The organism is Pantoea sp. GbtcB22 (assembly GCF_019091025.1).
In the GTDB taxonomy this organism is placed as follows: Bacteria; Pseudomonadota; Gammaproteobacteria; order Enterobacterales; family Enterobacteriaceae; genus Pantoea; species Pantoea leporis.
On record NZ_JAGXKB010000493.1, the window covers coordinates 1 to 251 of the forward strand.

Here is a 251-nt window from a genome sequence, read left to right on the forward strand (position 1 = left end):
CGATTTCCTATATCCGCACCATCAAATCGGTGGACGTGATCAACGACTATCAGGTGCAGATCCACACCATCGGCCCGGATCCTCTGCTGCCCACGCGCATGAGCCGCTACCCGGCTTACATTGTCCCGCCAGCGTACGTGAAGAAAGTCGGCGCCAGCGAGTTCGCACGCAAACCGGTAGGCAGCGGCGCATACAAGCTGGATAGCATTATCCCGGATGAAAAAGTGGTGATGGTCGCCAATGAAACTTAC

Annotated in this window: 1 protein-coding gene; it reads left to right on the forward strand. The window is 56.2% G+C overall.

The window, feature by feature from the left end; genetic code table 11:
* Positions 1-251 (forward strand): ABC transporter substrate-binding protein (locus KVT28_RS25820; protein ID WP_254633673.1); only part of this gene is annotated, 251 nt, incomplete at both ends.